Origin of the sequence: Pseudomonas fluorescens Q2-87 (assembly GCF_000281895.1) — a bacterium.
GTDB classification, from domain to species: domain Bacteria; phylum Pseudomonadota; class Gammaproteobacteria; order Pseudomonadales; family Pseudomonadaceae; genus Aquipseudomonas; species Aquipseudomonas fluorescens_S.
Window position 1 is genome coordinate 4,328,674 of record NZ_CM001558.1, and the last position, 25,009, is coordinate 4,353,682.

General features: G+C 60.9%; 20 protein-coding genes. 9 read left to right on the plus strand and 11 right to left on the minus strand.

Features of this window, described 5'->3' with window-relative positions:
• The first annotated feature begins 195 nt into the window (after positions 1-195).
• On the plus strand, positions 196-4,902 hold the full coding sequence (locus PFLQ2_RS08815; RefSeq protein ID WP_003183904.1) for a deaminase domain-containing protein: 4,707 nt from the start codon (positions 196-198) through the stop codon (positions 4,900-4,902).
• Positions 4,903-4,913: 11 nt separating this feature from the next.
• Here the strand turns inward: PFLQ2_RS08815 and PFLQ2_RS08810 are convergent, their stop codons facing one another.
• The 5 genes from PFLQ2_RS08810 to PFLQ2_RS08790 all read right to left on the minus strand — a co-directional run bounded on the left by PFLQ2_RS08810 (position 4,914) and on the right by PFLQ2_RS08790 (position 9,327).
• Positions 4,914-6,731: an ABC transporter ATP-binding protein gene (locus PFLQ2_RS08810; protein WP_003183906.1), complete on the minus strand. Its 1,818-nt coding sequence runs from the start codon at positions 6,729-6,731 to the stop codon at positions 4,914-4,916.
• Positions 6,724-7,359 carry a DsbA family protein gene (locus tag PFLQ2_RS08805; RefSeq protein WP_003183908.1) on the minus strand — a complete coding sequence of 212 codons (636 nt, stop codon included), beginning with the start codon at positions 7,357-7,359 and terminating at the stop codon, positions 6,724-6,726. The genes PFLQ2_RS08810 and PFLQ2_RS08805 overlap by 8 nt, the downstream gene beginning before the upstream one ends.
• Before the next feature lie 4 nt (positions 7,360-7,363).
• Complete coding sequence (locus PFLQ2_RS08800; protein ID WP_003183910.1) at positions 7,364-8,305, minus strand: rhodanese-related sulfurtransferase; 942 nt, start codon at positions 8,303-8,305, stop codon at positions 7,364-7,366.
• A gap of 182 nt (positions 8,306-8,487) precedes the next feature.
• Entirely contained in the window at positions 8,488-8,787 is a 300-nt protein-coding gene (locus PFLQ2_RS08795) for a BolA family protein (RefSeq protein ID WP_003183912.1), read from the minus strand.
• 12 nt (positions 8,788-8,799) lie between these two features.
• Complete coding sequence (locus PFLQ2_RS08790; protein ID WP_003183914.1) at positions 8,800-9,327, minus strand: DUF2059 domain-containing protein; 528 nt, start codon at positions 9,325-9,327, stop codon at positions 8,800-8,802.
• Positions 9,328-9,518: 191 nt separating this feature from the next.
• Here PFLQ2_RS08790 and PFLQ2_RS08785 point away from each other — a divergent pair, with 191 nt between their 5' ends.
• The gene (locus PFLQ2_RS08785; RefSeq protein ID WP_003183916.1) at positions 9,519-10,913 is read left to right on the plus strand and encodes a class II fumarate hydratase; all 1,395 of its coding nucleotides are present in this window, start codon (positions 9,519-9,521) and stop codon (positions 10,911-10,913) included.
• A gap of 129 nt (positions 10,914-11,042) precedes the next feature.
• On the opposite strand, the gene PFLQ2_RS08780 is transcribed toward PFLQ2_RS08785, so the two are convergent.
• Positions 11,043-12,005 carry a DMT family transporter gene (locus PFLQ2_RS08780; RefSeq protein WP_003183917.1) on the minus strand — a complete coding sequence of 321 codons (963 nt, stop codon included), beginning with the start codon at positions 12,003-12,005 and terminating at the stop codon, positions 11,043-11,045.
• A 188-nt stretch (positions 12,006-12,193) separates the two neighbouring features.
• Between PFLQ2_RS08780 and PFLQ2_RS08775 the strand changes: the two genes are divergently transcribed.
• Positions 12,194-12,394, plus strand: coding sequence for a DUF6316 family protein (locus PFLQ2_RS08775; protein ID WP_003183919.1), 201 nt, complete (start codon positions 12,194-12,196; stop codon positions 12,392-12,394).
• 63 nt (positions 12,395-12,457) lie between these two features.
• On the opposite strand, the gene PFLQ2_RS08770 is transcribed toward PFLQ2_RS08775, so the two are convergent.
• Together PFLQ2_RS08770 and pap are read right to left on the minus strand one after the other, a co-directional pair.
• Positions 12,458-13,642, minus strand: a complete 1,185-nt coding sequence (locus PFLQ2_RS08770) for a thiolase family protein (RefSeq protein WP_003183921.1) — start codon at positions 13,640-13,642, stop codon at positions 12,458-12,460.
• 99 nt (positions 13,643-13,741) lie between these two features.
• The gene (gene pap, locus PFLQ2_RS08765; RefSeq protein WP_003183923.1) at positions 13,742-15,265 is read right to left on the minus strand and encodes a polyphosphate:AMP phosphotransferase; all 1,524 of its coding nucleotides are present in this window, start codon (positions 15,263-15,265) and stop codon (positions 13,742-13,744) included.
• Positions 15,266-15,415: 150 nt separating this feature from the next.
• Here pap and mnmC point away from each other — a divergent pair, with 150 nt between their 5' ends.
• The 5 genes from mnmC (at position 15,416) to PFLQ2_RS08740 (ending at position 22,992) form a co-directional block, all read left to right on the plus strand.
• Positions 15,416-17,404: a bifunctional tRNA (5-methylaminomethyl-2-thiouridine)(34)-methyltransferase MnmD/FAD-dependent 5-carboxymethylaminomethyl-2-thiouridine(34) oxidoreductase MnmC gene (gene mnmC, locus PFLQ2_RS08760; protein WP_003183925.1), complete on the plus strand. Its 1,989-nt coding sequence runs from the start codon at positions 15,416-15,418 to the stop codon at positions 17,402-17,404.
• 254 nt (positions 17,405-17,658) lie between these two features.
• A complete protein-coding gene (locus tag PFLQ2_RS08755; protein WP_003183927.1) occupies positions 17,659-19,431 on the plus strand; it encodes an N-acetylglutaminylglutamine amidotransferase in 1,773 nt (590 codons plus the stop codon).
• Between the two features lie 3 nt (positions 19,432-19,434).
• A complete protein-coding gene (gene ngg / locus PFLQ2_RS08750; RefSeq protein WP_003183929.1) occupies positions 19,435-21,180 on the plus strand; it encodes an N-acetylglutaminylglutamine synthetase in 1,746 nt (581 codons plus the stop codon).
• A 176-nt stretch (positions 21,181-21,356) separates the two neighbouring features.
• The gene (locus PFLQ2_RS08745) at positions 21,357-22,547 is read left to right on the plus strand and encodes an osmoprotectant NAGGN system M42 family peptidase (protein ID WP_003183931.1); all 1,191 of its coding nucleotides are present in this window, start codon (positions 21,357-21,359) and stop codon (positions 22,545-22,547) included.
• A 217-nt stretch (positions 22,548-22,764) separates the two neighbouring features.
• A complete protein-coding gene (locus PFLQ2_RS08740) occupies positions 22,765-22,992 on the plus strand; it encodes a YheU family protein (RefSeq protein ID WP_003183933.1) in 228 nt (75 codons plus the stop codon).
• On the opposite strand, the gene csrA is transcribed toward PFLQ2_RS08740, so the two are convergent.
• From csrA to PFLQ2_RS08725, 3 genes are all read right to left on the minus strand, one after another.
• Positions 22,981-23,181 carry a carbon storage regulator CsrA gene (gene csrA / locus PFLQ2_RS08735; protein WP_003183934.1) on the minus strand — a complete coding sequence of 67 codons (201 nt, stop codon included), beginning with the start codon at positions 23,179-23,181 and terminating at the stop codon, positions 22,981-22,983. The genes PFLQ2_RS08740 and csrA overlap by 12 nt on opposite strands.
• Before the next feature lie 151 nt (positions 23,182-23,332).
• Positions 23,333-23,665: a YnfA family protein gene (locus PFLQ2_RS08730; RefSeq protein WP_003183936.1), complete on the minus strand. Its 333-nt coding sequence runs from the start codon at positions 23,663-23,665 to the stop codon at positions 23,333-23,335.
• Positions 23,666-23,720: 55 nt separating this feature from the next.
• A complete protein-coding gene (locus tag PFLQ2_RS08725) occupies positions 23,721-24,536 on the minus strand; it encodes an SDR family oxidoreductase (RefSeq protein WP_003183937.1) in 816 nt (271 codons plus the stop codon).
• Between the two features lie 313 nt (positions 24,537-24,849).
• On the opposite strand from PFLQ2_RS08725, the gene PFLQ2_RS28970 reads away from it, so the two are divergent.
• On the plus strand, positions 24,850-25,002 hold the full coding sequence (locus tag PFLQ2_RS28970) for a DUF3309 family protein (RefSeq protein ID WP_003183939.1): 153 nt from the start codon (positions 24,850-24,852) through the stop codon (positions 25,000-25,002).
• Positions 25,003-25,009: the final 7 nt, after the last annotated feature.

Below are 25,009 nucleotides of genomic sequence, written 5' to 3' on the forward strand. Positions count from 1 at the left end.
TTCCGTGCCCCCCGCACCCGCAGACCCACAGGCAAAAGAACGCTAGCGAGAGCCAAGGACAGTTACAACTTCGCTGGGCGCCATACATATCTACCGCACCTGATTTTCCCTGGATTGATTGGATACGGACCCTTCTCCAGCCGGCATTTTTTCAAATGAGCTGGAGAACCGTTTGTTAATCATCAGGAATTATTTATGCACCCTTTAGCCTCTTTCGACATGTCAATGACTCCTTCGCAAAATCGATGGCCATCCCATGCCCAGGCGCATCAGGGGCTGCTGGAGGAGTACGACGCACTATTGGCATTGATTCGAGACAATGAAACGCCCTCGGTCACGTTTATCAATAGGCTGATAACGCCCAAGACTCACTCTCCCATGGCCATGGAAAACGAAATCGGCCAGCAGGCGCTGCGGGCGCTGATCGAAGACAAGGACTACCAAATACTGTGCGACACGCTGAATGCGTCATACAAGGAGCTGACCGTCACGCTGAAGGACGGCCAGGCCAGTTGCTTTGCACGCAAGAAAAACGACACAACCGTTGTCCGGCTTGAACTTGGCGAAAAGCCAGGCTGGAAAGCGCTACTGGCCGACATTGAGAAATCAGCACGAAGACTGGGCGGGAAGATTCGCTTCGACAGCCAGTTTTCACTCGCCAGAATGACCCGATTCTACGGCCTCGCTGCCTGGGATCCGCAAAATGCTCAACAACGCGAAGCCACGATCGATGCACTGGAAGAGAAACGCGCTCGCCATTCACTAGGGCTCTGGCAAGGCGTCAACCTCGACGAACCGAACCAGGATCCGATACCCGCGCAGGCGAAGATCGATAATCTGATCATCGAAACAGTGCGCCGATTCCTTCCCTTGCCGCAGACCTCCCCGCTGGTCTATCTCGGCACCCGCGATATCACTAGCCTGGCCACAGAAAAAATCCGCGCAAAACCGTCGATGTACCTGGAAGAAATCCTGGTATCGACAAGAGCCCAGGCGTTGGCTACCAAGCTGGTGCAGGCCTTGGGCTGGTTCGGTAGCAAGGCCGGCGAGGAAACCGCTCCGGGAATACGTACCAAACTGCTGATCAAAGCCCTTCGCCTGTGGATCGCCTCGACACCAACCGAAAACCCGACGGGCGTTGCCGGCTACCTCTGGCAAAAATCATCCCATTGGGGAAAGAGCTACAAGGAGATCCAGGCGGAATTCGAGGCGCATCTGCTCGCATCAAGACGCGCCACGTCGGTGAATGAATCCATCCTGACAGCGGGTCTTTTCCTACCGCTGTTCCCCCTGGAAATGCAGGTTAGCGATATCCCCACGGAACTGCCCTACCGGAGTTCCATTGTCTGGGTGAATTTTATCCATGGGGTCTATCTCGCCAATGCGATTGACCCATTGTTGCTGCTCCGACTGAACTTTCAGCAGTTGGTCGAGCTCCCCATCAGCCAGGCCATCGGAGCGACAGTCGAGGAACTGAAGCTGATCACCCTGACCCGATTGAAACCGATGCTGGAGTGGGCCCTGACAAACGGTCTGATTCCCTACAGGGCAGATTCAAACTACACGGCGCAGGACCTGCAGGAAGCTGCGGAGAAGCTCGACTCCGAGGTCGAAAGCGTAAATCGCGCTATTCGCTCGCTCGACAGTCCGCCTCCCGAACGCCTGAACATTGCCAGGCTCAAGATGGTCAGGCTTTTTGGTGAAAGCTTATTCCTGTCGGATGGCAGGAAGCTGGTCAAAGAGGCAAACGTTCTTTACACCGCGCCACAGTTCCGGCTGATGGCGCCGATCGGCAGGCCGGCATCTGACGCCTATTCATTTGTGGACGTCTATGCCTCCGGACAGCTCCATGAAAAGAAATGGTTTATCACCGGGCCGGATGGAAAATACTCAACAGGCGACTGGTTGAAAATCGACGGCGATGGAACCGTGCAGACCAACTTGCCCTGGCCGAATCCACTGGCCATTCCTTCCGACCTTGGAACGCTGCCAGACATCGAGCAGATATTTGCCACGCACTTCAAGATCTATCTCAATTTGGTCAAAAACGCCTACAGAACGCTGATCATCCATCAACTTGCCTCGCTCCCCCTGGCCGACCGTCACAGGCTGGAATATGGATCGGTCCAGATCTACAGCTTGAGGCAAGCGACCACCGGAATCGAAGCGGCGAATGAATCGGAAGACAAGAAACATCCTCTTCGGGCGCGTAATGGCTTCGTCCTGGCAGCGACCCGGGACGGCAAGACGTCCTACTACGAAGTTTTGCCTCGCGCCGGGGTTATCCGCCGCCGAACAGATGTCACCGCGCAACACCTGGGTGGAGAGTTAAAGGCTGAGAAATGGCGAGTCAGCCGTGGTTCTCCTGTAAGCGTAGACGTGGTACGCCCCAAAACCCTTCCTTTCGATTGGGACGCCCATGCAAAAGGCACCGTCCCCAATGCGAATGCCCAATGCCAGGCCATTCTGGATCAGCTTGGCGACACGCTGGAACCGGCGAAAAGGGCTGATGAGCGCGCTTTGCCGCACACATTGGAATCGAAAGTCAGTCAACGAATCACCCAACACATCGCTCAGCGCCTGCTGTTCGTGGATGAAAAGGAACTGCACGACAGTTGCTATGGGGTAACCGAATTCGATCATGAGAAAGCCAAGCGCCAGAAAGCCACCGAACTGACAAAAATGCTTGTACCTTTCTGGAGCAGTATCGAAGACCTCAGTTCGGGGGACAGCGACCGCCTGGCCAGTGGTGCGTTTGGTCTATTCATTGATTTCGCGTCGTTTGTCCTTCCCATCGGGAAATTCGCCTCGGGCTCACTGAAGCTGGTCAGGACGGTGGGCAAATGGAGTTTGAGCGAAACACTTCCCGCCTTTGCGAAGCTCACGGGCGCCTTGCTTAACGAAACGCTGAACCCCCTCGATGGAATTCCATCCCTGCTCCAGGCAGGCAGCCAAAGCGCATACCGACTCGGCAAACAAGGTTATTTCAACCTGAAGATACTGGGCGGGAGAGCCGGACAGTATGATTTTGTAAAGGGCATGTCCCAGGTCCCGGATCCGGGAAGATGGCGCCCCTTGTCAACAGATGACCAACTTGGTGCGGTACGAGGCATTGAAGACGTCCCGATACGCAACGTCAGCCCTTCTGGCAAGGCCGACTACCGCTTGGTTGACCCGGTATCAGCCAAGCCTTATGGCCCACGCCTGGCTGACGACTTATCCGAATTGTCGCTGGGGCGCTCCCACTACAACACGCTGGGCCGGACCGACACTCACGTCATTGTCGAGGTCCCGGAAAAAAGCCGTGTTCGGGAGCTGCTCGAAGTCGATGGCAGCCATACCCTGTATCTGGATGATGTTCCCTATCGAATGGTGGACGACACCTTGCGTCGCGCCAGCCAGCTGGATGCCAGTGAAACACTCAGAAAGCTCCCGTGTCGTGTCCGTCGGGCCCCCGACGAAATCTGCAAAACCAGATATGTCCTGCAAGACAAGCCTGCCGAGCGTCCGCCGACGGGAGAGTTCAGCACGCAATTGAGCTGGGCGCCGTGGTTTGGCGATACGACGCTCTATCCATCCATACCGAAGACGCCCAATGACCGTGCCCTGCTGGCGTTTGAGGGAAAAATCTATGAGCTCAAGGGCGCCAAGCTCAACACCTACAAGGGACGACCGGAATGGATCGGTCTGAACAGTAGAACCCCGATCCCCAGGCAAACCATTAGCGCGACGATAGAGTTCCAGACAGGTCTGTATGGAGGGATCAGGGTCACCGGTACGGCAGAAGGCATAGATGACATACATGTGACGGGGGCTCTGATCATTCGCTCCATCGACCAGAAATTCAACTACGTATTCACCCGACTGAATTTCGACGATTACTACATGACGAGACTGCTATCCACCGACAGCATCGAGGCACCGTTGGTCCTGAAAAAACTGGGCGCGCAAGACCTGCTGCCAGGCACCCCCGGCGAGGAACTCCAAAGGGTCTACATTGGCTCGTTGAACGCGAACAACGCTGCAAGGATCTACGGAAGAGAGCAGGTCGAATTGGCGCTGGACAAGATCGATGAGATTTCGATTCCGATCGGAGCCCCCGCCCATCCGCCTTCCAATATGAAGTGGGTGAAAGTCGATACGTACCCGGCCGAGGCTGTGCTGTTCGACCGTCGGACAAGAATGATCGTGGCTGATCTACCTAACGGAGCGGCCGTCTGGAAGCCTTCCAGGCAGGCACCCGAAGCCTTACAAAAATCAACGGCGGATATCTTCAATGCACTGTTTACTGACGCCTCCATCGCCGTGTCCCCGGCGCGGGCAACCCGGCCTGTCACGATCGACGACGCCATGCGGGAGTTGCAAAAAATCCTTCCAACCCAGAATCCGAAAAACATAGCCTTTGCCAGCGTTACCACCGCTTCGGGAAAAAACGAAGTCTATGTCAGTGTTTCCGGTATTGAGGACTACACCCGGCACCTGCCGCTGTTCAAGTCCAGCAGCGGCTTGAGCGAAATAGACGTGGATGACATCACTTATTTCAACGTCGATGGGCTCAGGCCTCCCATCGATCCCGCCGCCCTTAGCCTCAGCCCCGACGGAAAGCTGTTGGCGATCCCTCATCTAATGGACGCTGCGGGCAGTTCGAGTTCGGGCAGGCTGAGTCGAGTAACCTCCGGCGACAGTGAAAGCAAACTGATCGGTTATATCAGCGAAAAATATCCCAGTCCCGAAGATATCAAATCGATCACGGTTGCTACCACGCTGCCTCCTTGCGAATCCTGCTCGATTGTCATAAAGGAGTTCGGTCATGAACGCGGCGCCGATGCCCTCAACGTCATCTGGGGGCAACGCCGCAAGCGACCGGCCGCCGAGATGAATTCTTCAACGGATACCGACTGAACCGACGCCGATCAATGCTGCTGCAAATGCCCATAGAGCTTGGCGTACAGTCCACCCTCGGCAATCAGTTGTTGATGGTCGCCATCCTCGGCAATTTGCCCGCCATCGAACACCAGCACCCGGTCGGCCTGTTTCACGGCCGACAAGCGGTGCGCGATGATCAGGGTGGTTCGGTTGTTCAAGAACCGCGCCAGAGCCTGGTGCAGATTGTATTCGGTGGCAGCGTCCAGCGCGGAGGTAGCCTCGTCGAGTATCACCACCTTGGGCTCGGCCAACACCATGCGAGCGATCGCCAGGCGTTGCCGCTGGCCTCCCGATAGGCGCACGCCGGACCGCCCGACGATGCTGTCCAGGCCGTTGGGCAAGTCCCGGATCGTACCGTGCAGCTGCGCGATTTCGAGCGCCCGCCAACAGGCTTCGTCACTGCGCTCACGGCCCATGGTCAGGTTGGCCCGTACCGTGTCGTTGAACAGCGCAGGATGTTGCAGGACCACCGCGACATTCTCCCGCACGGTTTCAAGGCCGATCTCTTGTTGAGTCGAACCGCCAAAGCGGATGGTCCCGGCCCGCGGTGTGTACAACCCCAGAAGCAGTTGCACCAGGGTGCTTTTTCCACCGCCACTGGCTCCGACAATCGCGACTTTCTCACCCGGGGCAATCGACAGGTTCATCTCGTTCAGGACCAACTCGTCGCCGTAGCCGAAACTCAACCCCTGAACCTCGATACCCAAGGTGTCACGCCCCAGGAAAGGATCGATACCGCCGGCGTATTGCGGTTCGTCGGCGCGGGCCAGCAGTTCGTTGATCCGCGACAGCGCTCCGTCGGCGGCATAGAAGGCATATTGCAGGTTGAGCAGTTGCTCCACCGGCCCGATCATGAACCAGAGGTAGCTGAACACCGCCAGCATCTGGCCAATGGACAAGTCGGAGAACACCACCGTGAGCATGGCCGCGGCGCGAAAAATATCGATGCCAAACTGAAACAGCAAACCACTGGCGCGGTTCGAGGCGTCGGTTTTCCACTGGGAGTTGACTGCGTAATCGCGCACTTCCTTGGCCCGCATGCCCAGACGGCCGAGAAAATATCCCTGACGGTTACCCGCGCGCACTTCCTGGATGGCGTCCAGGGTTTCAGTCAGGGCCTGGGTGAAACGCGACGTGCTGTCGTTCTCCAATTTCTTCAGGTGCTTGACCCGCTTGCCCAACTGCACCGTGGCGTAGATCACCAAGGGGTTGAACAACAGGATCAGCAGCGCCAGCTCCCAATGCATCCACACCAGGATGCCGGCGGTGCCCACCAGGGTCAGCATCGCCACCAGAAAACGGCTGAGGGTTTCGCCGATGAATTTGTCCAGGGTGTCCAGGTCGGTGACCAGGTGGGCCGCCACGGTGCCGCTGCCCAGGCTTTCGTATTCGCCAAGGGAAATGCGCTTGAGGCGTTCGATCAGGCGGATGCGAATGCGATAGACGATGTCCTTGGCCAGCCTGGCGAACAAGCGCGCCTGCAGCACGTTGAACAGCAACGCTCCACAGCGCAGGGCCAGGGTCACCATCAGCATGAGCCCGATGTAGCCGGCAGCGAGTTGCCAGCCCGTCGGCAGCGCATGGTTCATGACCTTCAAGGCTGCATCACCGTGACCCAGCAGGACTTCATCGACCAGCAACGGCAACAGCAGCGGGATCGGCACACTGCACAGCGTCGCCAGCACGGCCACGGCGTTGGCGATCCACAGGGCTTTCTTATGCTTGAAGGCCAGGCGACGGATTTGCGCCCAACTCAACCGGTCGCTGCGCAGCGGAGGCGATAGATCATCGGGCCGGTCAGGCACAGGCGGCGCGCTCCAGCCAGCGCCCCAGCAATGGCGATAACTGGCTCAAGGGCTGGTAACCATTGGTCAGCAGCGCCAGTTGGCCGGCGCGTTCGGCCAGCAGTGTGGGAAACCCGGCAATACCCAGGTCCTGCACCCAGGTGAAATCCGCAGCGGTGGCCGCATGCTGGTCGGCGCGGTCGAATGCCGCGGCGAACTCGATACGTGGCAATCCAGCCTGCTCGGCCAATTCCACCAGAACGCTGGCGTGGGTGACATCCCGGCCCTGCACATAAAATGCCTGCTGGATCAGCTTCACCAGCTTCCAGGCCAAGTCCGGCGCAAGGTTGCGGGCAGTCACCACGGCACGGCAGGCCGGTTCGGTGTCATAGACGAAACCGTCCGGCAACGCCCCCTCGAACTTGAAAGGCTGGCCGGTGGCCTCGGTGACGGCCTGCCAGTGCTCAAGGATATAGCGCCGGGTGGTCGGCTCCAGGGCCGAACCATTGCCGGTGCGCAGGCCGCCCACTACCAGGTGCAGCTCCACACCCGCAGCCTGCGCCTGCTCGACCAATGCTTCGGCCACCGGCGCAAAGCCCCAGCACCAGGAACACATCGGGTCCATCACGTAGAGCAGGCGTGGCGTCATGGGTTCAAGCCTCGGAAGGTGACTGCTTGTAGTTGTAGCCGATCGGGTGCGGCATGTTGCGGGCCTTGGCCAGTTCGATCTGCTTTTGCCGGTCGATCGCGCTGCGACGGGTTTTCTCGCTCAGCTTATCCCAGCAATGCGGACAACTGATTCCCGGCACATAGTGCTCCGAGGCGCGGTCTTCGACACTGACCGGTGTACGACAGGCATGGCACTGATCGTAGTCCCCTTCGCTGAGGTCGTGGCGAACCGTTACCCGGTTATCGAACACGAAGCAGTCGCCGCGCCATTTGGTTTCTTCCTGGGGCACCTCCTCCAGGTATTTGAGGATGCCGCCCTTGAGGTGATAGACCTCGTCGAAACCCTGGCCAAGCATGTAGCTGGAGGCTTTTTCACAGCGAATGCCACCGGTGCAGAACATCGCGACTTTCTTGTGGCGCGTCGGGTCGAAGTTCGCCTTGATGTACTCGGGAAATTCGCGAAAGCTGGTGGTCTTGGGGTCGATGGCGCCTTCAAAGGTGCCGATGGACACTTCGTAGTCATTGCGGGTGTCGATCAACAGCACTTCCGGATCGCTGATCAGGGCGTTCCAGTCCTGCGGCTCGACATAGGTGCCGACCTGCTTGTTCGGGTCCACGCCTTCAACGCCCAGGGTGACGATTTCTTTCTTGAGCTTGACCTTGGTGCGATAGAACGGCTGCTCGTCGCAGTACGACTCTTTATGGTCGATGTCGATCATGCGCGGATCGTTCTTGAGCCAGGCCAGCAGGCCATCGATACCTTCACGGGTGCCGGAAACCGTACCGTTGATGCCTTCCTGGGCCAGCAGCAGCGTGCCTTTGACGCCGTTATCGACCATGGCCTTGAGCAACGGCTCACGCAGCTCGACGTAATCTTCAAGGGTGACGAACTTATACAGTGCCGCCACGACAATAGGTTGTGTCATGGGTGTTTCTCCAGGTGGCTACCCTCGTAAAGGGTGAACCGGATGCGAAAAAAAACGCGCCGGATGAGCGGCGCGTTGCGGATTCTAGCAAAAAAGCAGCTTCAAGCTCCAAGCTCCAAGCTCCAAGCTTCGAGCTGCAAGCCACGGCAGCTTGTAGCTTATAGCTTGAAACTTGTAGCTCTTTACCCCTTGCTACCCCCGGCGCAGGTCGGCGAAGCCGGGGCTGTGTCGACCTGTGCCCATTCTCCGGGGGTGTAGGTATGCAGCGCCAACGCATGGAATTCACCCATCAGCTCGCCCAGCGTGCCGTAGACCTTCTGGTGGCGCTTGACGCGATTGAGCCCTTCGAATTGCTGGCTGACCACCACCGCCTTGAAGTGGGTCTGCAGACCACGGCTGTGCATGTGGCTTTCATCCAGCACTTGCAGGTACTCGGGCTGCAGGAGCCCGAGCGTCGATTCGATGCGTTGTTGCATGCTCATACCCGGCTCCGCTTACGGCTTTTTCTTGGCTGGGGCAGGCGCGGCGCCTTTCGGCTCGAGCTCGGCCGTCATGTCAGACAGCAGCTTGTTGACCACCGGCACTGCGGACTCCAGCTTGGCCTGGGTCAGTTGGGCCGATTGCTGGGTCAGCTGCGGCATTTTTTCCAAGACTTTCTTGCCCAATGGCGACTGGTAGAAGGACACCAGGTCCTTGAGCTCCGACTCGCTGAAGTTGCTGGTGTAGAGCTTGACCATGTCCGGCTTGAGCTTGTTCCAGCCGATGGCCTGGTCCAGTGCGGCATTGGCCTTGGCCTGGTAGCTTTCCAGGGTGGCTTTTTTCGACTCGGGGGCCTTGGTCTGTTCAAAGCGCTGGGCGAACATCTGCTGCACTTGCATGTACACCGGAGTGCCCAGTTTGTCAGCGTGTGCCAGGGTCAGAAACGCTTCGGCGCTGGCGTTGTGGCTGGCGGTATCGGCAAGAACAGGGCCGCTGGCACACACCAGAGCAACTGCGGTACAGATGGCACGAAGACGGGTCATCGAGTTTCCTTTACTAACAGGCGAGGTAAAACCCCAAGGGCGACCATTCTGCGCCTAATAAACGCCGGGCCTCAACCCCGAAGCTTGCCGGACCCGATTGACGGGGCGGACCGGACGCCCCTAGATTGAGGGAACCGGTGCCGCCCGCCAGGGCCTAAACTGCGCATTCAGCCCAATAGGAGTTTGACCCGATGAGCCGTATCGAAACCGACAGCCTTGGCCAGGTTGAAGTCCCGGAAGAGGCCTACTGGGGCGCCCAGACACAGCGTTCCATGATCAATTTTGCCATCGGTAACGAACGCATGCCGCTGTCGGTGCTGCATGCCCTGGCGCTGATCAAGAAGGCCGCCGCGCGGGTCAATGACCGCAACGGCGACTTGCCCGCCGACATCGCTCGCCTGATCGAGCAAGCCGCCGACGAAGTGCTGGACGGCCAGCATGACGACCAGTTCCCGCTGGTGGTCTGGCAGACGGGCAGCGGCACCCAGAGCAACATGAACGTCAACGAAGTCATCGCCGGGCGAGCCAACGAGCTGGCCGGCAACCCGCGCGGCGGCAAGAGCCCGGTGCACCCCAACGATCACGTCAATCGCTCCCAGAGCTCCAACGACTGCTTCCCAACCGCCATGCACATCGCCGCCGTCCAGGCCGTCCAGCAGCAATTGCTGCCGGCCATCGGCGAGTTGTCCGGCGGGTTGGCGGAACTGGCGGCGCGCCACATGAAGCTGGTCAAGACCGGCCGCACCCACATGATGGATGCCACGCCCATCACGTTTGGCCAGGAACTGTCGGCCTTCATAGCCCAGCTCGATTATGCCGAACGTGCCATCCGCGCCGCACTGCCAGCGGTCTGCGAACTGGCCCAAGGCGGTACGGCGGTGGGCACCGGCCTCAATTCGCCCCATGGTTTTGGTGAAGCCATTGCCGCTGAATTGGCGGCGCTTTCCGGGCTGCCGTTCGTGACCGCGCCGAACAAGTTCGCCGCGCTGGCCGGCCATGAACCCCTGACCGCCCTGTCCGGCGCGCTGAAAACCCTGGCCGTGACCCTGATGAAGATCGCCAACGACCTGCGCCTGCTGGGTTCCGGGCCACGGGCCGGGTTCGCCGAGGTGAAGTTGCCGGCCAACGAACCGGGCAGTTCCATCATGCCCGGCAAGGTCAACCCGACCCAGTGCGAAGCCTTGTCGATGCTGGCCTGCCAAGTCCTGGGCAACGACGTGACCATCGGTTTCGCCGCCAGCCAGGGCCATTTGCAACTGAACGTGTTCAAACCGGTGATCATCCACAACCTGCTGCAATCGATCCGCCTGCTGGCCGATGGCTGCAGCAACTTCCAACAGCATTGCATCGCGGGGCTCGAACCGGATGCCGAGCAAATGGCCGCGCACTTGGAACGCGGGCTGATGCTGGTGACCGCGCTGAACCCGCACATCGGCTACGACAAGTCCGCCGAGATCGCCAAGAAAGCCTATGGCGAAGGGCTGACGTTGCGCGAGGCCGCGTTGCAACTGGGGTATCTCACTGATGAAGAGTTCGATGCCTGGGTAAGGCCGGAGAATATGCTGGAGGCCGGTAGCCAGGGCTGAGTTCTGTTCTGGCAGTTGGTACGTCTTCGCGAGCAAGCCCGCTCCCACAGTGGATGTGTCGGGCACAATATTTGTGCTCAGCGCAATCACTGTGGGAGCGGGCTTGCTCGCGAAGAACGGTAACGCAGTCTATTGCCCAACAGCCAAACGCTCGCGCCGGGCCCTCAGCCCGGCGATCAACGACGGCCCCAGCGCCACCAACGCCGACCCCAATACCACCAGCACCGCCCCGCCATATCCCAGCAGATTGATCTGTTCGGCATGGACATAATCGGGCCACCACCAGGCCGCCATCGCCACCGCGGCGAACGTCACCAGCGGCGTGATCGCCAGGGTCGCGCTGACCCGGGAAGCCTCCCAATGGGCCAAGGCCTCGGCAAATGCGCCATAGGCGATCAGCGTATTGAGACAGCAGGCGAGCAACAGCCAACCTTGCAGCGGGCTCAGTTGCAACGCTTCCAGCGGATGCACCCAAGGTGTGAGCAACAGCGCGCAGAACAGGTAGATCACCATCATCACCTGCAACGAATTCCACACCGTCAACAATTGCTTCTGGCCCAGGGCATAGAACGTCCAGACGGTCGAGGCGAGCAATACCATCAGCACCCCGGCGGTGTAGTCGCTCAAGGACGTCAGCAATTCAATGAGGCGCTGATTGAAAAACAGTGCAAATCCGATCAACAACACCAGCAGGCCAATGCCCTGCCCGACGCTGAAACGTTCCTTGAACACAAACAGACTGGCGACCAGCAACATGATCGGCCCCATCTGCACTACCAGTTGCGCGGTGCCGGGGCTCAAGCGGTTCAAGCCCATCAGGTAGAGCACATAGTTGCCCACCAGCCCGAGCACCGCCATCGCCACCAGCCAGCCGCCACGACGGCCAAGCACTTGGCGAGTAGGCAAGCGCCGGGTAGCGCCAAGGTAGATGAACAGCAAGCCACCGGACACGAGCAAGCGAAACCAGGTCACGGTGACCGGGTCCATCACCTGCAGCACTTGCTTGAGCTTGATCGGCAGGATTCCCCACAGCAAAGCGGTCAGCAAGGCGAGGAACAGACCATAGACCCAGCGACCGGACGATACGTGCATGCAACCCTCGAAACCAAGACATGAGCGCTCATTCTAGGCCCTGATCCATCCGCGACACAGGGACAGTTGGGCATGCGACGTTGCCAGGATTGTATGGGTCGTAGCCGTCGATCGGCTCGCCAGGCGCAAATCAACCACACCACATATGCTCAAGTTAAAACCGCCAAGCAGCCCTATGGAGACCCGAAATGCCTGGTACGCGCGCGCAGGACACAGACGCACCCAAGACAATTTTTCGCAGTGATCGGATTTGCCGGATAAATGGCGAATTTTATTTCAGTACGCGCGAAGGCACGCAGGAAGGACCGTACGACAGTCGTGAGACTGCCGAACGGGAAGTCGCGGCTTATATTCAACGGATGATGCAACTGAACAAAGTGGCCAGCTGACTCAAAAGGCCGTGTGGCAAAGGAGCTTGCTCCTTTGCCACACAAAGCCCTGCACGCCTGCGGTTATCGAACCGCCTCGAACAACCCCGTCGCTCCCATCCCGCCACCCACGCACATCGTCACGATGCCGTAGCGCAGGTTGCGCCGTTGCAGCTCGCGCACCAGATGGCCCACTTGCCGTGAGCCGGTCATGCCGAAGGGATGGCCGATGGAGATCGAGCCCCCGTTGACGTTGTATTTCTCGTTATCGATTTCCAACCGGTTGCGGCTGTACAGGCACTGGGACGCGAAAGCCTCGTTGAGTTCCCACAAGTCGATGTCGGCGATCTGCAAGCCCTTGGCCTTGAGCAGCTTCGGCACCGAAAATACCGGACCGATGCCCATCTCGTCCGGTTCGCAACCGGCCACGGTAAAACCGCGAAAAAACGCCTTGGGCTTGAGCCCCAGGGCCAAGGCTTTCTCCAGACTCATCACCAAGGTCATCGACGCCCCGTCGGACAACTGCGACGAGTTGCCTGCTGTCACCGAACCGTCTTCGGCGAACACGGGCTTGAGTCCGGCCAGGCTTTCGTAAGTGGTGTCGGGGCGATTGCAGTCGTCGCGGTCAACCAGGCCATCGAGGATCTGCACCGCACCGGTGTTCTTGTCCTCGACCCGGTACTTGACCGCCATCGGGATGATTTCATCGTCGAACAACCCGGCCGCCTGAGCCTGGGCGGTTCGTTGCTGGCTCTGCAAGGCGTAGCGGTCCTGTTCTTCACGGCTGACCTGATAACGACGGGCAACGATCTCGGCCGTCTGGCCCATGGGAAAGTAGATCCCGGGCACCTGCTCCTTGAGCAGTGGGTTGATCAGGTTATCGGTGTTGACGCTTTTCATCGTCAGGCTGATGGATTCCACCCCACCGGCGACGATGATGTCGCTGCAACCGGAGGCGATCTGGTTGGCGGCGATGGCAATGGCTTGCAGGCCCGAGGAACAGAAACGGTTGAGGGTCATGCCGGCGGTACCGGTCCCCAGTTGCGAGAGCACCGCCACGTTGCGGCCGATGTTGTAGCCCTGGGCGCCCTCGTTGGACCCGGCGCCGACGATGCAATCCTCGACGCTGGCCGGGTTGATGTCGTTGCGTGCCAACAGAGCGTTGACGCAGTGCGCCGCCATGTCGTCCGGGCGGGTCATGTTGAACTTGCCGCGAAAAGATTTCGCCAGGCCGGTCCGTACGCTGTCGACGATCACCACTTCACGCATGGCTGCACCTCATTGTTATGGTCGGTTAGTGGGCCCAGCATAGGTCCACCGTATAACCGACCGCGACAATCATTCACCCCGCGTATGCGCCCTCATTGGCTACTTCCTGCTTTTTTTCGCCTGGCGAGCCTGTTTCCCCGAGCGCTCGAACGCGTCCTCCAGCGCCTGGTTTAGCGTGCGCAACACTTTGACCCGCGCCCAGCGCTTGTCGTTGGCTTCCACCAATGTCCAAGGGGAAATCTCGGTGCTGGTGCGATCGACCATGTCGCACACGGCCGCCCGGTAAGCGTTCCACTTGTCCCGGTTGCGCCAGTCGTCCTCGGTGATCTTGAAGCGTTTGAAGGGGATTTCCTCACGCTCCTGGAAGCGCTCCAGCTGGGTTTCCTTGTCAATGGCCAGCCAGAACTTGACCACCACCACGCCGGCATCGGCGATCTGTTCTTCGAAATCGTTGATCTCGCCATAGGCCCGTAGCCAGTCGGCCCGGCTGCAGAACCCTTCGACCCGTTCCACCAGCACCCGGCCATACCAGGAACGGTCGAACATGGTGAACTTGCCCCGCGCCGGGATGTGCCGCCAGAACCGCCACATGTACGGGTGGGCGCGCTCTTCCTCCGTGGGCGCGGCGATCGGCACGATGCTGTATTGGCGCGGATCGAGGGCCGCCGCCACCCGACGAATCGCCCCGCCCTTGCCGGCCGCATCGTTACCTTCGAACACGGCCACCAGGGCATGGCGGCGCATGCGTTTGTCGCGCAGCAAGCCGGCGAACCGTGCCTGCTCGGTAATCAATTGCTCCTCGTAATCGTCCTTGTCCAGGCGCAGGGTCATGTCCAGGCTGTCGAGCAGGGTGACTTGATCCTCCAGGGCCGGCAGCGGCATCACGCTGGCCTTTTCCGGCTTCGCCTTAGGTCGGTCGAGGGCTTGGCGCAAGCCTTCGAGCAGGACCCGCCCGACCGTGAGGCTGCGATAATAGGTGTCCACGCCTTCGACGACGTGCCATGGCGCGTATTCGCGACTGGTGCGGCGCAGGACCCGTTCGCCGTATTTGACGAACTTGTCGTAGGTCTGGGACTGCTGCCAGTCCAGCGGGCTGATGCGCCAGCTGTGCAGCGGATCATCCTTGAGCCCCTTGAGCCGAGCCTTCATCTGTTTCTTGGACAGGTGGAACCAGAACTTGAAGATCAGTGCGCCTTCGTCACAGAGCATCTTTTCCAGGCGTTCGGCGGCGTTGATCGCCTGGTCCAGCCGGGGATCCTTGAACTCGCCATGGACGCGTCCTTGCAGCATCTGGCTGTACCAGTTGCCGAAGAAAATCCCCATGCGCCCCTTGGCTGGCAGCATCCGCCAATAACGCCAGGCCGGCGGCCGCGCCAGTTCTTCGTCGGTCTGCTGGTCGAATGTACGCACTTCGATCAGCCGCGGGTCCATCCACTCGTTGAGCAGCTTCACCGTCTCGCCCTTGCCCGCGCCCTCGATGCCGTTGATCAGTACGATGACCGGAAACCGGCCTTGTTGCTGCAATTCGAATTGAGCTTCGAGCAGCGCTTCACGCAAGGCCGGCACTTCGGCCTCAAAGGTTTCTTTATCGATGACGTGACCGATTTCAGCGGATTCGAACATGAACAGCTCCTTCCGGGGATGGGGCAAGACTAGCGGATTGGATGCGGTGGGGTGCAGCAGATTCCACCCAGATGCGCGGTCTGTTGCGATGGGTCAAGCAAGCCGGTAGCGATCGGCTAGAATGGCCTCCCCGTTTTCACCGAGCCCGCCATGACGCCCATCCAGCACCACGCCCAACTCGACTGGGACGACCAGGGGCGCCCGCGCTCGCGGGTGTTCGACGACGTGTATTTTTCCGACCAGTCGGGCCTGGATGAAACCCGCTACGTGTTCCTTGAGCAGAACAACCTGGCCGAGCGCTTTGCCGCGTTGCCCCAGGACGGAAGACTGGTGATCGGCGAAACCGGGTTCGGCACCGGCCTGAACTTCCTCTGCGCCTGGCAGTTGTTCGAACAATGCGCGCCGACCGGGGCGCGGTTGCATTTTGTCAGCGTCGAGAAGTTTCCCTTGAGCCCGCAGGACTTGCGCCGGGCCTTGGCTTTGTGGCCGCAGCTGGCACGCCAGGCTGATCAGTTGCTCGCGCAATATGTCGCGATCCACCAGGGTTTCCAGCGCCTGACGCTGGCGGATGGACGGGTGACGCTGACCTTGCTGATCGGCGATGCCCTCGAACAGTTGCCGCAACTGGATGGGCAAATCGACGCCTGGTTCCTGGACGGTTTCGCGCCGGCGAGAAACCCAGACATGTGGACCGCCGAGCTGTTCGCCGAACTGGCCCGGCTGGCGGCCCCCGGCGCCACGCTCAGCACCTTCACCAGTACCGGTTGGGTACGACGGTTGTTGAACGCGGCGGGCTTCAAGATGAAGCGCACGCCGGGCATTGGCCATAAATGGGAAATCCTGCGTGGGGTGTTTCTCGGTTGGCCGGAGCAGGCACCGCTGCCCACCCCGGCGAAGCCCTGGTACGCCCGCCCCGCTCCGCTCACAGGCGAGCGTCGGGCCCTGGTGATCGGCGGCGGCCTCGCCGGTTGCGCCAGCGCTGCCAGCCTCGCGGCCCGTGGCTGGCAGGTAACCCTGCTGGAGCGTCACGCCGGGCTGGCCGAAGAGGCTTCCGGCAACCCGCAAGGCGTGCTGTACCTCAAGCTGTCGGCCCATGGCACGGCGTTGTCACAGATGATCCTCAGCGGCTTCGGCTACACGCGGCGCGTGCTGGAGCAACTGCAACGCGGCGTGGACTGGGATGGGTGTGGGGTTTTGCAGCTGGCTTTCAACAGCAAGGAAGCCGAGCGCCAGGCGCAACTGGCCGAAGCGTTCCCACAGGATTTGCTCCACAGCCTGGATCAGGCGCAGGCCCAAGCGCGGTCTGGCATCGGCCTGGCTTGTGGCGGCTTGTTCTACCCCGAAGGCGGCTGGGTGCATCCGCCGGCGCTGTGCCGCTGGCAGGCCGCAGGCGCGACAATCGACGTGCAGCCTCACCATGAAGTGCTGGAGTTGCGCCGCGTGGAAGACCAGTGGCAGGCCTGGGACGGCGAACACTGCCTGGCCAGCGCCCCCGTGGTAATCCTCGCCAGCGCCGCCGAGATCAAGCGTTTCGAACCGGCCGCCGAGCTGCCCCTCAAGCGCATTCGCGGGCAAATCACCCGGTTGCCGCAAACCGCCCGCAGCCAGGACTTGGCCACAGTGGTCTGCGCCGAAGGCTACGTGGCCCCGCCGCGCTTGGGCGAACACACCCTGGGCGCCAGCTTCGACTTCAAGAGCGACGACCTGACCCCCACCGCCGCCGAGCACGCCGGCAACCTGCTGATGCTCGAAGAAATTTCCCTGGACCTGGCGGACCGCCTCAACGCCAGCGCCCTGGAGGCCGAACACCTTGAAGGGCGCGCGGCGTTCCGTTGCACCAGCCCGGATTACCTGCCGATTGTCGGCCCGTTAGCGCACAGCCCGGCCTTCACCGAAGCGTATTCGGCCCTGGCCAAGGACGCCCGCCAGGTGCCGGATATCCCCTGCCCTTGGCTCGATGGCCTGTATATCAACAGCGGCCACGGTTCCCGAGGCCTGATCACCGCGCCGCTGTCGGGCGAACTGATCGCCGCGTGGCTGGACAACGAACCCCTGCCGCTGCCACGAAGCGTGGCCGAGGCCTGCCATCCGAACCGGTTTGCACTGCGGGCGCTGGTTCGAGGCAAGGCCAAGGACTAACGCCTACCGAATGACCTGTGGGAGCGGGCTTGCTCGCGAAGGCGGTGTGTCAGTTACTCAAACGTCACAGGTACGCCGCCTTCGCGAGCAAGCTCGCTCCCACAAGGGTTGCGGGACATTCACCAGACCCCGCCCGTCGGCTTATAACGCATCGATATAAAACTCACAGCTATCCCCTCGGTCAGTTTCAGAGTACCCGCCATTTCGGCGCGCGTTGCTTGACCCCTCCCCAACGGAAAAACCGGTAAGGACTTATGTGCGGATTAGCTGGAGAGTTACGTTTCGATCAACAACCTGCGGACCTTGCGGCCGTAGAGCGAATCACCCATCACCTGGCCCCTCGCGGCCCCGACGCATGGGGTTTCCATAGCCAGGGGCCGATTGCCCTTGGCCACCGTCGTCTGAAAATCATGGACCTGTCCGACGGCTCGGCCCAGCCCATGATCGACAATCAACTGGGCTTGTCCCTGGCCTTCAACGGCGCGATCTACAACTACCCGGAACTGCGAGCCGAGCTCGAAGCCTTGGGCTACGCCTTTTATTCCGGTGGCGACACCGAAGTGCTGCTCAAGGGCTACCACGCCTGGGGCGAAGCGCTGCTGCCCAAACTCAATGGCATGTTCGCCTTTGCGATCTGGGAGCGCGATGCCAAGCGGCTGTTCATTGCCCGCGACCGCCTCGGCGTCAAGCCGCTGTACCTGTCGCGCACCGGCCAACGCCTGCGTTTCGCCTCCGCGCTGCCGGCGTTGCTCAAGGGCGGTGACATCAACCCGATGCTCGATCCGGTGGCGCTCAACCATTACTTGAATTTCCATGCGGTGGTCCCGGCACCCCGTACCCTGCTGGCCGGTGTGGAAAAACTGCCGCCCGCCACTTGGATGCGCATCGAAGCCGACGGCACCACCGAGCAGAAAACCTGGTGGACCCTGCCCTACGGCCCCCGGGACGATGAGAAGAACCTGAAGCTGGAAGACTGGATCGACCGTGTGCTCGACAGTACCCGCGAAGCGGTTGCCATCCGCCAGCGCGCCGCCGTGGATGTCGGCGTGCTGCTGTCCGGCGGCGTGGATTCGAGCATGCTCGTTGGCCTGCTGCGGGAAGTCGGCGTGCAAGACTTGTCGACGTTCTCCATCGGCTTCCAGGATGCCGGCGGCGAGCGTGGCGACGAGTTTCAGTATTCGGACCTGATCGCCAAGCATTACGGCACCCGTCACCACCAATTGCGCATCGATGAGAAAGAGATCATCGAACAACTGCCTGCAGCGTTCCGCGCCATGAGCGAACCGATGGTCAGCCATGACTGCATCGCGTTCTACCTGCTGTCGCGAGAAGTCGCCAAGCATTGCAAAGTGGTGCAGAGCGGCCAGGGCGCCGACGAATTGTTCGCCGGTTACCACTGGTACCCGCAGGTGGACGGCGCCAGCGATCCGTACGCGGCCTATCGCGCCGCGTTCTTCGACCGCAGCTACGAGGAATACGCCGCCACTGTGCAGCCCAAATGGCTGACCGACCACGATGCGGCCGGCGATTTCGTCAAGGAACATTTCGCCCAGCCGGGCGCCGACGCGGCGGTGGACAAGGCCCTGCGCCTGGACAGCACCGTGATGCTGGTGGACGACCCGGTCAAGCGAGTCGACAACATGACTATGGCTTGGGGCCTGGAGGCGCGGACGCCGTTCCTGGACTACCGGCTGGTGGAACTTTCGGCCCGGGTGCCGGCACAATTCAAGCTGCCCGACGGCGGCAAGCAGGTGCTCAAGGAAGCCGCCCGGCGGGTGATCCCCAGCGAAGTGATCGACCGCAAGAAAGGTTATTTCCCGGTGCCCGGCCTCAAGCACCTGGATGGCGACACGCTGGCCTGGGTCCGCGAATTGCTGCTGGATCCGAGCCAGGACCGTGGCTTGTTCAACCCCACCATGCTCGACCGCCTGCTGACCGATCCCAACGGCCAGCTCACCCCGTTGCGCGGCTCGAGGCTGTGGCAATTGGCGGCGCTGAACCTATGGCTCAGCGAGCAAGGAATCTGATTGATGAAACCCCACCCGACCGTTCACAACCAACGCCTGCTGCGCGGCCAGGCGCCTTCCTACGAGCGCTTGCAAGCACGCCTGGCCGAAGACGGCAGCGAATTGAACGCTGCCCCGATTGCCGTGCATTGCGGCTGGGGCCGCCTGCTGATCGGCCACACGTTTGCCGACCCAGCGAGCCTGGCCCAAGAACTCCTTAACGAGCAACCCGGCGAGCGTGACATAGCCTTGTACGTCGCCGCGCCGCAGCAGGTGCTGGGGCTGGAACCGGCGCAACTGTTCCTCGATCCGTCCGACACCTTGCGCCTGTGGTTCAGCGATTATCGCCAGGCCACGCGAGTCTTCCGTGGCTTCCGTATTCGCCGGGCCCAGAGCGAGGCCGACTGGCAAGCCATCAACCAGCTTTATCAAGCCCGGGGCATGCTGCCCATCGACCCACAGCGACTGACCCCGCGACACCAGGGCGGGCCGGTCTATTGGCTGGCCGAGGACGACGACACCGGTGCGGTGATCGGCAGCGTCATGGGCCTGAACCACCAGAAGGCCTTCAACGACCCGGAAAACGGCAGCAGCCTGTGGTGCCTGGCCGTAGACCCGCATTGCTCGCGGCCCGGGGTCGGGGAAGTATTGGTGCGTCACCTGATCGAGCACTTCATGAGCCGTGGCTTGAGCTACCTGGACCTGTCGGTGCTGCACGACAATCGCCTGGCGAAAAACCTCTACGCCAAACTCGGCTTCCGCAACCTTTCGACCTTTGCCATCAAACGCAAGAATGGCATCAACCAGCCGTTGTTCCTCGGGCCGGGCCCCGAAGCGCAGTTCAATCCTTATGCGCGGATCATTGTCGAAGAGGCGCACCGTCGCGGCATCGACGTGCAGGTGGATGACGCCGAGGCCGGGTTGTTCACCCTGGTCCACGGCAGTCGCCGGGTCCGTTGCCGCGAATCCCTGAGCGACCTGACCAGCGCCATTAGCATGACCCTGTGCCAGAACAAAAGCCTGACCCACAAAGTGCTGAAGAATGCCGGTTTGAACCTGCCGGCCCAACAGTTGGCGGGTAATGCCGATGACAATCTGGCCTTTCTCGACGAACACGAGCGAATCGTGGTCAAGCCGTTGGACGGTGAGCAGGGCCAGGGCGTGGCGGTGGATCTGAGTACGATCGAGCAGGTGCAGAGCGCTATCGAAGCGGCTCGGCAATTCGACAGCCGTGTGTTGCTGGAAAGCTTCCACGAAGGGCTGGACTTACGGATCCTGGTCATCGGTTTTGAAGTGGTGGCCGCGGCGATCCGGCGGCCGGCCGAGGTGATCGGCGATGGCCAGCACACCATCGGTGCATTGATCGAAGCCCAGAGCCGTCGACGGCAAGCGGCCACGGGAGGTGAAAGCAAGATCCCGATGGACGCCGAGACCCTGCGCACCCTGAGCGCGGCGGGTTACGACTATGACAGCGTGCTGTCCGCCGGGGAGCATCTGTTCGTACGGCGCACGGCGAACCTGCACACCGGTGGGGTACTGGAGGACGTCACCGGCATCCTTCATCCAACCCTCGCCGAGGCGGCGGTGCGCGCCGCGCGGGCATTGGACATCCCAGTGGTCGGCCTCGACCTGCTGGTACCGGCGGCCGATCGACCCGAGTACGTGTTCATCGAAGCCAACGAACGCGCCGGCCTGGCCAACCACGAACCACAACCCACCGCCGAACGTTTTGTGGATTTGTTGTTTCCCCATAGCCAAGCGGTGGCCTGAGCTTTTTCTACCGTGGCGAGGGAGCTTGCTCCCGCTGGGCTGCGAGGCAGCGCCTCCATGGGTGTCCAGGTTTTCTGGATAGACCCGGACACTATGATGGCAACCGCTTCGCGGTCGAGCGGGAGCAAGCTCCCTCGCCACAGGTTTCCCCCTACTTAATATTCCGAGGAATTTCCATGATCAGCAAAATTCCCGAACCGGATCTCGAATACCTGCAAAAAGTCTTGCTGGAGATGCTCGCCATTCCCAGCCCCACCGGCTTCACCGACACCATCGTGCGCTATGTCGCCGAACGGCTTGAGGAGCTGGGCATTCCTTTTGAAATGACTCGCCGTGGCACGATCCGCGCCACCCTCAAGGGCCGCAAGAGCAGCCCCGACCGCGCCGTGTCGGCGCACCTGGACACCATCGGGGCCTCGGTGCGCGCCATCAAGGACAACGGTCGCCTGACCCTGGCCCCGGTGGGCTGCTGGTCCAGCCGGTTTGCCGAAGGCAGTCGGGTCAGCCTGTTTACCGACACTGGCGTGATTCGTGGCAGCGTGCTGCCCTTGATGGCGTCCGGGCACGCCTTCAACACCGCCGTGGATGAAATGCCCATCAGTTGGGACCACATCGAGCTGCGCCTGGATGCCTACTGCACCACCCGTGCCGACTGCGAAACCCTGGGCGTGGGCATCGGCGACTATGTCGCCTTCGATCCCCTGCCGGAGTTCACCGAAAGCGGCCACATCAGTGCCCGCCACCTGGACGACAAGGCCGGTGTCGCCGCGCTGCTGGCGGCGCTCAAGGCGATTGTCGACAGCGGCGAAGAGCTGCTGATCGACTGCCACCCCCTGTTCACCATCACCGAGGAAACCGGCAGCGGCGCGGCGGCGGCACTGCCCTGGGACGTCAGTGAGTTCGTCGGTATCGACATCGCCCCGGTCGCGCCAGGGCAGCACTCCAGCGAGCATGCGGTCAGTGTGGCCATGCAGGATTCCGGAGGGCCTTACGACTATCACCTGTCACGGCACTTGCTGAAACTGGCCAAGGAGAACGAGCTACCGGCGCGCCGCGACCTGTTTCGCTATTACTTCAGCGATGCCCATTCGGCCATCACTGCCGGCCATGACATCCGCACCGCCCTGCTCGCCTTCGGCTGCGACGCCACCCATGGCTACGAACGCACCCACATCGACAGCCTGGCCGCCCTCAGCCGCCTGCTCGGCGCCTACATCCTCAGCCCGCCGGTGTTCGCCAGCGACGCGCAACCGGCCCAGGGCTCGCTGGACCGCTTCAGCCACCAGATCGAGCATGATGCGCAGATGGAAAGTGATACCCGGGTGCCGTCCGTGGACAGCTTGATTGGGCAGCGGTCAGAGAACTGATCCAGCTAACGACATGGTTCGCGGGTGTATCGAAATCCTACTGTGGGAGCGGGCTTGCTCGCGAAGACGGCGGCACAGGCAGCATTGGCGCAAACTGACCCACCACTTTCGCGAGCAAGCCCGCTCCCACAAGGATATGCAGTGACCGAAAAACCACAGGCTAGCCGCAAAAGCCCATTGGCCGTAGCATCGCCCTATTGTCTAGCCGAGGTACCCCATGCTCATCCCCTACGACCAACTCGAAGTCGACACGCTCACTCGCCTGATCGAGGATTTCGTCACCCGCGACGGCACCGACAACGGTGACGACACGCCCCTGGAGACTCGGGTGCTACGGGTCAGGCAGGCCTTGACCAAAGGCCAGGCGATGATCGTCTTCGACCCCGACAGCGAACAGTGCCAACTGATGCTCAAGCACGACGTGCCCAAGCACCTATTCGACTGAACAGGCCCTGCGAGCGGCGTGGGCCTTTTTCTTCTGGATCTTTTCGTAGATTTCCGAGCGATGGACATCGACGTGCCGGGGCGCTTCCACGCCAAAACGCACGGTGCCGCCGTTGATCGACAGCACTCGGACCGAAATATCGTCGCCAATGGAAATCAACTCACCCACGGCGCGGCTTAATACGAGCATGGTTCTTGTCCTTAAGAATGTCTGGACCTAGACCATGCCCGGCCCGCTTCATGTTCTCAAGGCACCCGCGAGAATTCAGTAAAGCCCTACAAGCAAAGCTCTCGCGACTGAAGGAAACGTCCTGCAAAACTCTGTCAGACCGCGCCTCGCTTCACGGAGCAGAGAACCGCGGGCCGAACAGAATCACGCTTGCCCCCAGCACACAGAGCGCCACGCCCACCCAGTCGGAACCCAGCGGTCGCACCCGCTCCACCACCGCCAGCCAGCCGATCGAGGCGATGATATAGATGCCGCCATAGGCAGCGTATGCGCGGCCGGCGTAGGTCGCTTCGATGCGGGTCAGCAACAGGGCGAACAAAGTGAGACTGAGCAGCGCCGGCGCGATCCACCAGGCGCTCTTGCCCTGGCGCAGCCACATCCAGAAGGCATAGCAGCCGGCGATCTCAAATAACGCCGCAAGTAGGAACCACAGGTAATTGAGCATGCAGGTGTCCATCAGAAGGCGAATGGCGCCATCCTGAGGACACCGGGCCCGGCGGTCAACCTGGGGTGTGACGGGCCTTGGCGCGCATCTTGTCTGCCATGACGGTCATTTCGTCGTACAGCAACTGGGGATTTTTCTGCTTCATCGCCCATGCCATTCGGCCCTGTTCATGGGGCAGGATCATGAATTGGCCTTGGGCGACCTGCTCGAAGATGTAATCCGCGATATCGGCAGCGCTGATCGGTGAGCTTTCCAGCAATTTACCCACCTGGGCTTTCATCGCCGGGGTCGGGCCACGGAACGAGTCCAACAAGTTGGTCTGGAAGAAGGACGGGCAGACAACGTGTACGCCAATTTCCTGCTGGGCCAGCTCGACCAGCAAACTCTCCGACAATGCCACCACGCCGGCCTTGGCCACGTTGTAGTTGCTCATGGCCGGCCCCTGCATCAAGGCCGCCATGGAGGCGATATTGATGATCTTGCCGCGGCTTTTCTCCAGCAGCGGCAGGAACGCCTTGCATCCCTTGACCACGCCCATCAGGTTGATTGCGATCTGCCAGTCCCAATCCTCCAGGGAGAGCTCGCTGAAAAATCCACCCGAGGCCACGCCGGCGTTATTGACGATGATGTCGATGCCACCGAACTTTTCTTCACAAGCCTGGGCGAACGCCGTCAATTGGCTGTAGTCGCGCACATCGCAGCGCTGGATGAAACCGTCACCGCCGGCGCTGCGGACTTGCTTCAGGGTTTCCTGAAGGCCTGGTTCACTGACATCCGACAAGGCCAGGCGCCAACCTTCACGGGCCCAGCGCAGCGCGATTTCGCGACCCAGGCCAGAGCCGGCACCAGTGATCATCATGCGATTTTGCATAGCAAACAGCCTTGTCGTTCCGGGAGAGATAGGCCGAGTGTAGCGAAGGACCCTGCCCGACCCACGCTCCATCAGATTGGTGAATGGCCGCGGCAAACCGTAATAGGTCTTGAAGACTCTATTGGGGCCCCGTGGCAAGGAAGCTGGCTCCCTTGGCACGGGGTTGGCTTCCATCAAGTTCAAGCATCAAAAAACATTGAATTTTTTACAGGACGTTACGGTCGGACTTATTAAGCCGCCCGGATTCATTGCATGCGCGCTGGCAGTTGAAAGTTGCAATCACTCCAGAACCGACCAAATAAGGAAATCTACAATGGGCACGATTCTTATCATTATCCTGATCCTCCTGCTGATCGGTGGCCTGCCGGTCTTCCCGCACTCCAGAAGTTGGGGTTACGGCCCGTCCGGCATCATTGGTGTCGTATTGGTGGTGCTGTTGGTCCTGCTATTGCTTGGCAAGATATGACGCACTA